The sequence below is a fragment of the Halochromatium sp. genome (genome assembly GCF_054919635.1).
The window spans coordinates 1-8,333 of sequence record NZ_JBUDPI010000148.1 but is presented as its reverse complement, the minus strand read 5'-3'; the positions used below and the strand labels follow the sequence as shown (position 1 = coordinate 8,333).

Annotated in this window: 9 protein-coding genes and 1 pseudogene; 5 read left to right on the top strand and 5 right to left on the bottom strand. The window is 65.2% G+C overall.

Annotated elements, in window-relative coordinates:
* The 5 genes and pseudogenes from ACY693_RS10400 to ACY693_RS10380 all read left to right on the top strand — a co-directional run.
* A partial coding sequence (locus ACY693_RS10400; RefSeq protein ID WP_462321761.1) for a hypothetical protein occupies positions 1–181 on the top strand: 181 nt, incomplete at its 5' end.
* Positions 182–261: 80 nt separating this feature from the next.
* Positions 262–1,383 (top strand): annotated as a pseudogene (gene proB / locus ACY693_RS10395) (glutamate 5-kinase).
* 144 nt (positions 1,384–1,527) lie between these two features.
* Positions 1,528–2,190, top strand: a complete 663-nt coding sequence (locus ACY693_RS10390; RefSeq protein ID WP_462321760.1) for a protein-L-isoaspartate O-methyltransferase family protein — start codon at positions 1,528–1,530, stop codon at positions 2,188–2,190.
* A 28-nt stretch (positions 2,191–2,218) separates the two neighbouring features.
* Positions 2,219–2,551 carry a rhodanese-like domain-containing protein gene (locus ACY693_RS10385; RefSeq protein WP_462321759.1) on the top strand — a complete coding sequence of 111 codons (333 nt, stop codon included), beginning with the start codon at positions 2,219–2,221 and terminating at the stop codon, positions 2,549–2,551.
* A 48-nt stretch (positions 2,552–2,599) separates the two neighbouring features.
* Entirely contained in the window at positions 2,600–3,184 is a 585-nt protein-coding gene (locus tag ACY693_RS10380) for an isochorismatase family protein (protein WP_462321758.1), read from the top strand.
* Between the two features lie 101 nt (positions 3,185–3,285).
* On the opposite strand, the gene waaA is transcribed toward ACY693_RS10380, so the two are convergent.
* From waaA to ACY693_RS10355, 5 genes are all read right to left on the bottom strand, one after another.
* Positions 3,286–4,557 (bottom strand): lipid IV(A) 3-deoxy-D-manno-octulosonic acid transferase, encoded by a 1,272-nt coding sequence (waaA, locus tag ACY693_RS10375; protein ID WP_462321757.1) that lies wholly within the window; start codon positions 4,555–4,557, stop codon positions 3,286–3,288.
* A gap of 13 nt (positions 4,558–4,570) precedes the next feature.
* Positions 4,571–5,590, bottom strand: a complete 1,020-nt coding sequence (locus ACY693_RS10370) for a polysaccharide deacetylase family protein (protein ID WP_462321756.1) — start codon at positions 5,588–5,590, stop codon at positions 4,571–4,573.
* Positions 5,583–6,902 carry a glycosyltransferase gene (locus ACY693_RS10365; RefSeq protein ID WP_462321755.1) on the bottom strand — a complete coding sequence of 440 codons (1,320 nt, stop codon included), beginning with the start codon at positions 6,900–6,902 and terminating at the stop codon, positions 5,583–5,585. The genes ACY693_RS10370 and ACY693_RS10365 overlap by 8 nt, the downstream gene beginning before the upstream one ends.
* Positions 6,899–7,990, bottom strand: a complete 1,092-nt coding sequence (locus ACY693_RS10360) for a glycosyltransferase (RefSeq protein WP_462321754.1) — start codon at positions 7,988–7,990, stop codon at positions 6,899–6,901. The genes ACY693_RS10365 and ACY693_RS10360 overlap by 4 nt, the downstream gene beginning before the upstream one ends.
* On the bottom strand, positions 7,987–8,333 hold a 347-nt coding region (locus ACY693_RS10355), incomplete at its 5' end, for a glycosyltransferase family 9 protein (protein WP_462321753.1). The genes ACY693_RS10360 and ACY693_RS10355, both read right to left, overlap by 4 nt.

Here is an 8,333-nt window from a genome sequence, read left to right as displayed (position 1 = left end):
GCATCCGTTTGAGTCGCAGCCGGACGAGGTACCGAGCCAAGATGACGAGCCGAACTCTGTTAAGAGCGGGGATCTTGGCCAGGGTGATAGCCGGGGTGATCGCCGGCGCGATGATCCACAGCAGGACAGCCCGCGTGTCGTTGGCGATGATCCATCATCATCCTGGCACCCGCTCGACTGACCACCGGGCACTGGTCACCCTCCCCCGCCGTTAGACTCTCGTCATTACGCACTGCTCGCCACTCGCCACTCGCCACTCGAATGTTCAACCGCCAGCGGATTCCACAGACCCGGCGCTGGGTCGTGAAGATCGGTAGTGCGCTCCTGACCCGCGACGGCGCAGGACTCGATATCGAGGTGCTTGAGCCCTGGGTCGCTCAGCTCAGCGCGCGCCGGCTCGCGGGCCAGGATCTGGTCTTGGTCTCTTCCGGTGCCGTCGCCCAAGGCATGGCACGCATGGGCTGGCCACGGCGACCACGCGCGCTGCACGAGCTGCAGGCCGCGGCGGCCATCGGTCAGATGGGCTTGATCCGCGCCTGGGAGACCTGCTTCGCCCGGCATGGACTGCACACCGCCCAAGTGCTCCTCACCCGCGAGGATCTGGCCAATCGCGAGCGCTACCTGAATGCCCGCAGCACCCTACGCACCCTGCTCTCGCTCGGCGTGGTGCCGGTCATCAACGAGAACGATACGGTTGCTACCGATGAGCTGAGATTCGGCGACAACGACACCCTCGCCGCGCTGGTCGCCAACCTGATCGAGGCCGAGCTGCTGGTGCTGCTGACCGATCAGGATGGCCTGTTCGATGCCGATCCGCGCAAACGCCCCGATGCACGCCTGATCGCCGAGACCCGCATCGATGACAATCGCCTCGACGAGGTCGCCGGTGGCAGCGGCGGCCTTGGCAGCGGCGGCATGGTGACCAAGGTTCGCGCCGCGCGACTGGCCGCGCGCTCGGGCTGCGCCACCATCATCGCCCCAGGTCGCGGCCAGGACTGATTGAGCCGGCTCGGCCATGGTGAGCCGATCGGCACATTGCTGACCCCGGTACAGGAGCCGCAGGCGGCGCGCAAACAATGGCTTGCCGGCCATCTCCGCGTCAGCGGTCGCTTGGTGCTCGACACCGGCGCTGCCCACGCACTGCGCGAGCAAGGTCGCAGCCTGCTTGCGGTCGGCGTCAAGGAGGTGCGCGGACAGTTCAAGCGAGGTGAGGTGGTCGCCTGCGTGGATGAGAAAGGCCATGAGATCGCCCGCGGACTGGTCAATTATGACGTCCAGGACACGCTGCGCATCAAGGGCCAGCCCAGCTCCGCCTTCGCCGGAATCCTCGGCTACATCGATGACGAGGAGCTGATCCACCGCGACAATCTGGTGCTCCTGTAGCGCGCCCTCAGTGCAAGGGAGTTCGAGCAGCAGGGCTCCGCAAGCGCCCAATGCTTGTCACATTGGAGCAAAACCCATAGTATTTCTCGGTTGTTAACCTGGCGGTTTTGGCTCGACACGACAGTAGACAGAGGACCCAAGCGGATGCAACCCACCATGGATCGCGCACGTTTCAATATGATCGAGCAGCAGGTACGGCCCTGGGAGGTGCTCGATGAGCGCGTGCTGGCCGTGATGCACAAGCTCCCCCGCGAGGCCTTCGTCCCGGACGGCTACCGTGGCCTCGCCTACGCCGATATCGAGATCCCGCTCGGCGAGCGCACCGCGATGCTGGCGCCCAAGGTGGTCGGCCGTCTCCTGCAGGCCTTGGACGTGCAGCCGCACGAGACGATCTTCGAGGTCGGCACCGGCACTGGCTATGTCACCGCATGCCTGGCGCACCTTGGCGAGCGCGTCTTCAGTATCGAGATCGATCCGGACCTTGCCGAAGGCGCCCGCGCCCGCCTCAACGCCATGGGGCTATCTCAGGTCGAGGTGCATACCGCTGATGCCTTCGCCGGCCGCGTCGATGGTGGCCCCTTCGATGTCATCGCGGTCACTGGCTCCGTCCCCACCACCGAGCCTCTCCCCGCACTCGAGCAACTGCTGGTCGATGGTGGCCGACTGTTCATCGTCGTCGGTGAGCAACCGTTGATGGAGGCCATGCGCATCACCCGTATCGGCAACGATTTCCGCCGCGAGCGCCTGTTCGAAACCTCGATCTCAGCGCTGGAAAACGCCCCGTCGCCGGAACGCTTTGCGTTCTGAGCCCACCCGCTTCGCGAGCACTCAGCCTATGGACCAGATCACTCCACAAGCCCTCAAGGAGCTCCTCGACGGCGAAGGCAAGATCGACAATCAGCAGCCGCTCCTACTCGATGTGCGCGAGCCCTGGGAGCAGGCGATCTGCCGGATCGACGGGAGCGAGCCACTGCCCATGCGCCAGGTGCCAGCGAGCCTCGGCCAACTCGATCGGGAGCGCCCGACCGTGGTCATCTGCCATCACGGCATACGCTCCCAGCAGGTCGCCCGCTTTCTCGATCAGCAAGGCTTTCAGCGCGTCATCAACCTCCGCGGCGGGGTCGCCGCTTGGGCGAGCGACGTCGATCCCAAGATGCCCACTTACTGAGCAGCGCTCGAGGCGCATCGCTCACCCACCCCACGCGAGGAGATCGCCATGAGCATCCATCAGGCCCCAATGCCGTTGTGCCAGGCCGCATTTGCGCAGCTGCTGATTATCGACGCCCAGGAGCGGCTCGCCGCAGCCATGCCCGATGAGGTGCTCGAGCGCACGGTAACCAACATCAACCGCCTGATCAGCTCGGCCAAGATCCTCGAGATCCCGATCATCTCCACCGAGCAGAACCCCAAGGGGCTCGGCAAGACCATCGCCGCGGTCCGCGAGCAACTACCCGAGTCGGCCGCGCCGACCGAGAAGACCTGCTTCTCCTGCTGCACCGCGCCCGGCTTCGAGCGGGCGCTCACCGAAGAGCCCAAGCGTAAGCAGGTGGTCTTGGTGGGCATGGAGGCACACATCTGCATCATCCAGACCGCCTCCGGTTTGCAACGCTGGGGCTATCAGGTCTTTGTCGCTGCCGATGCCATCTGCTCCCGGCACCCGGAGAAGGCCGCGAACGCCCTTGAGCGCATGCGTCACTCCGGCATCCAGGTCAGCAACACCGAATCCGTCGCCTTCGAGTGGGTCAGCGACTCCCAGCATGAGCAGTTCCGCGCGGTCTCGACGCTGTTCAAAGGCGCCTGAGACAGCGCTGCTCGTCTCCGAGGCCCCACACAAGCCTGAGCCCGTGCTGAGTTGCTAGCGCCAGACCACTTCCGGATGGTCGCCCTACAGCGGTCCTCAAATCAAGAAGAGCTCATACCGCTTTCATCAAGCAGCACCAGCAGGCGCTGCAAGGCGCCGCGATTGCGCTCGACAAAGGCAAACGCCTGCTCACCGATGCGGGTACGCTCGGCAGCGTCGCCGAGCCAGGCCTCGAGCAGTCGGGCGAGGGCCTCGGCGTCCTTGACCTGCACGGCGCCCTCTTCGGCGACGAGGCGCCTTGTGATCTCGTCGAAGTTGAAGCTGTGCGGGCCGATCGCCACCGGGATGGCCAGGGCGGCTGCCTCAAGCAGGTTATGGCCTCCGACCGGCACCAGACTGCCGCCGATGAAGGCCGCATCAGCAGCGGCCAAGAACAGCGGCAGCTCGCCCATGCTATCGACGAGATAGACCGAGCAGTCGGCATCGCAGGCATGTCCATCGCTGCGGCGCAGCATCGCCAAGCCCGCCCGATGCACCAGGGCCGCGACCCGGTCGAAGCGCTCGGGGTGGCGTGGCACCAACACCAAGAGCACATCGACGAAGCGCTCCCGCAGCCTCCGCTGGACTGAGAGGAGTAGCTCTTCTTCGCCCTCGTGGGTGCTGGCGGCGACCCAGACCGGACGATTCACCCCCCAGCCACGGCGTAAGACCTCGGCACGATCACGAAGACTCGCAGGCAGGCGCACATCGAACTTGATGCTTCCGGTCACAACAACGCGACCCGGCACCGCACCGAGCTGGATGAAGCGCTCGGCATCTGCCTCACTCTGAGCGGCGATCCACCCGAAGCGCCGCAAGGTCGGGGCGGTGAAGTTGCCCACGCGAGCATAACCGCGAGCCGAACGTGGCGACATCCGTGCATTGGCGAGGATCACCGGGATCTTGCGCTCGGCGCAGGCAGCGAGCATGTTCGGCCAGATCTCGGTCTCGACCACCAGCACAAGGCGCGGCTGGATACCGCTCAGGAAGCGCCGCATGATCCAGGGCAGATCATAAGGCGTGAAGAGGTGCCGAACACGCTCGGCGAACAGCGCGTGCAGCCGTCGCGCGCCGGTCGGGGTGGTTGTCGTCACAAGCAGCGTCAACGCGGGCTCCCGAGTGAGCAGCTCGCGCATCAGCGGCTGCATCGCCTGGACCTCCCCGACCGAGACGGCGTGAATCCAAAGATCCACCGGTTGCAACGGCCGACGCCAGAGACCGAGGCGTTCTGTCCAACGCGCCAGATAGGCCGGATTCCGATAGCCGCGCCAGAGCAGCCGGAGCAGCACCAGCGGCAGCAGCAGCGAGAGTAGCAGCGAATAGAGGTGGCGCATCATCGCCCGTCGCCTAAGACGCCTGCACCGAGAGCGGGTCCGGTAACACAGCCACCTTCGGTTCGATGCCTACCTTGGCGGTAACACTGGGGCCAGTAGCAGCGCTGACTGGGGCGCTAAATGGGTCGCAAATGGGGTTGCTACATGGGTCGTTATCTGAGGCGCTAACAGGGACGTCAACGGGAGCGCTCACCGAGGCACGGCCCGAGACTGCAGCAGGATCGCTGCTCCGCTGACGGCTCCAGCGACGCCATTCCTCGAGCGCCGGCTTTGGGCGGTGCTTAGCCAACTTCCAAGCAAAACCCAGCAGGTTGTCGCCAAACGAGATCGCTTTCCGTGGCAGCACCAGCGGATGGTCGGAGCCTGAGGCGGCGCCGCGCAGGCAGGTCATGGCGCTACGATAGCCCGCATCAGCCGCAAGCCGCACCGTCTCCTGGCTGAAACTGCCAAACGGATAGCAGAGATCTTGGACCGGTTCTCCGAGCAGGTCTTCGAGCGCAGCCCGGCTCTGAGTCAGCTCCAGCGCCTGCTCCTTGGGCGTTAGCTCGGCAAGCTTGCGATGCGAGACCCCATGCGAGCCAACGCTGATGCCAACCTCCCGAAGCCCGCGCAATTGACCGGCGCTCATCAGAGCTGGCTCGGCTCGCCCCGGTGCCGGCTCGGCCCAACGCATGCGCTGTCCGAGCCAATCGCTGATGGCGTAGACCACGGCTGGAAACCGATGCCGAGATAGCACCGGCAGCGCATGCTCGAGAAAGCCAGCGTAGGCATCGTCGAAGGTCAAGAGCACGGCACGCGGCGGCAATGGGCGCGCGCCTCGCAGTCCAGCGAGCGCCTGCTCCAGTGTCATGACATTGAAACCGCCATAGGCCAGCATGGCCATCTGACGAGCAAAGCGCCCGGCATCGCAATAGTTCGCCCGGTGCGCCCGCATCGCCTTGAAGCACCCGACCTGGTGGTACATCAGGATCGAGAGACGGGTGCCGGCATCGTTGCTGGGGCTGGTGCGCGTGCTGAAGATCGAATCAGCCATGGATCAGGTCGGTGTAGAGCTCAAGGTAGCGCTGCATGATGGCATCACGTGAAAAGGCCTGCTCGACCCGCTGGGCGCCGCGCTCGACCAGCGCCCTTGCGAGCGCCGGCTCTTGCAGCAGCTGCCGGATGCCATCGGCCAGCGCCGCCGCATCCTCGCAGGGCACGCACCAAGCATCCTCGCCGTGATGCGCGATCTCGCGCGCGCCGCGAAAGGCCGTGGTCACCAAGGGTCGCTGCGAAGCCCAGGCCTCCAGGATGACGTTACCGAGGGTCTCGATCTCCAGCGACGGAAAGACCACCAGGTCGCACAGCTGCAGATAGGGTGCCGGCTCTGGCTGCCAACCGAGCCAGCGGATACGCTCAGCGATGCCAAGATCGGCGGCCTGCCGCTGCAATGCTGGAGCTAAGGGGCCGTCACCGAGCATCAGCAAGCGCCAACGGCGACCACCAACCTCGGGCGGCAGGCGCGAAAGCGCATCGAGCAGGTAGCGATGCCCCTTGAAGACCATGAAGCGCCCGGCACAGAGCAGCAGCTGCTCATCCGGTCGCAGCCCCAGGTCCAAGCGTAACTGCTCGATCTCGGATGCCGGCCTGGGTGATGGCGGGTCAACGAAATTATAGATCTGATAGACACGATCGTTCGGCAGCCCCTGTTTCAGCATCCAGTCGCAGAGCTGTCGCGTATTACCGATCCAGGCATCGGCATGACGGTAGGGAGACAGCTCATAGTAGCCACCAAGCCGGGTCAAATGGATCGGCCTCGCCGAGCCAGGGCGCCGCGTCAAGCGCGTGAGGCGTGTCGCGCGACCCATATAGGTTTGCACAATCTCAGGCTGACGGCGTTTGACAAGTCCCCGAATGGCTTGGCGCGAGAACGGGTCCCAGACGGTACGAAACGGCAGCCGATGACAAGGCATCCGAGCAGGGGACCCCTGCCGCCCGTGCTGAGGAGCTCGCTCCTGAGTCCGGCACTCAAACGCGCGATCTAGACCGCTCCCGGCGCGGATGCCAATCTCGACTGCCGCACCACGATCGGCGAGCGCCTCGCAAAAACGCTTAAACCAGCGCTCTGCACCACCCAGACCCTTGCTGCCGATCAGCTGCAGGCTGGATGGCCACTGAGAAATACGGTGCCTGTCAGGGTGATGCTCCTCGGGACGATGCTCTAGATCTCGGCTCGGCAGGTCTTGGCTCGGCTGAAAACCAGCCGGAGCACCTGCCTGAGAGCCGGACTGGGAGCCAGACTGGGAGCTAGCCGCGGGACCGACTAGAGTCTCGGCCTCAAACGACGCTTGACGTTTGGCACTCATCGCTGATACTCCGCCAGCAGCGCGTGATAGATCGCTAGGTTCCCCGCAACCATCGCGTCGACACCGAATGCCCGCCGAGCTCGCTCGGCGCCGGCCCGACCCAGCCGCTCGCGCAGCTGCGGGCTGGAAAGCAGGGTCCGCATCGCTTGCTCCAGGGCAGCCGCATCACCTGGCGGCGTCAGGATGCCGGTGACGCCATCCTGCACCGCCTCAGGGATGCCACCGACGCGACTGGCAATGATCGGCACAGCAGCCGCAGCGGCCTGGAGCAGCGAGACACCAAGACCCTCCATCAGCGCCGGATGCACCAGCAGCGACAGGCAAGGCAGCAGCTCATCGAGATCGGTGCGGAATCCGAGCAGATGAACACGGCCACTCAGACCGGTGCGTTTGATGCGCTGCTCGAGCGTTGCCGCGAGTGGCCCTTGGCCAAAGAAGATGAGATGCAGGCGAGGCTGCTCGCTGAGCAAGGATGGCACCGCGTCCAACAGCACCGCGTGCCCCTTACGCTCGATCAGCTGCGCCACTACGCCAAGCAGCAGCGCATCCTCCGGCAGCCCAAGCCGCTCCTGGATCAATCCCTGGCGACAGGGTTGGGCAAAGCGCTCGGCGACCACGGCACTGCGCACCACCCGCAACTTGGCGGATGGTAGCCCCTCGGCCAGCAGCACCCGCGCGATCCCCTCGGAGATCGCGATCACCCGATCGTGCAGCCGATACTTCAGTGTGACCAGCCAGCGCGGCTCGGGATTATCGACCCGACGCGTATGTAGCACCGGCACCCCTGCCAGGCGCGCCGCAAGACCACCCATCAGGTCGGCCCCGATGCGGCTATGCAGATGGACCAGGTCCGGCTGCAGACGGCGGATCAGCCGATACAGCCGGGCGATCATCAGGAGATCCAGATCGCCATGCATCGGCATCCCATGCACCCTGGCGAAGGGCTCGGCGCGGATGCCCAGCGCACAGCCACGACGACAGGCGAGATGATTGTCGATCCCGTGCTCAGCAAGCCCCTCGAGCAAGTACAACAGCTGCAGCGCACCGCCATAGAGGTGTGCCCCGCCCTCGACGTGCAGTACCTTCATGCCAGCCTAGCCGAGGGAGCAGCCCAATCGGCAGAATCAATGGACCTGTCAATACCGGTCTGCTCATCGAGATCGGCCAAGGTTGCCATCACCTCATCCACCCCGATGTCACGCATGCAGCTGAACGCACCATTGCAGGTCGGTCGACGACGGCAGGGCGAGCAATCACGCCGGTGGTAGAGCACGCGCGCTTTGGTGCTGCCGGTCTCGGTATAGGGGCAGGTGGAGCCGAATAGCAGCACCGTCGGCCGTTCCAAGGCGATCCCCATGTGGCTGAGTCCAGTGTCAACGCCCACGAGCAACCGTGCTCGGCCAATCAACGCGGCGGCGCAGGGCAGACTGG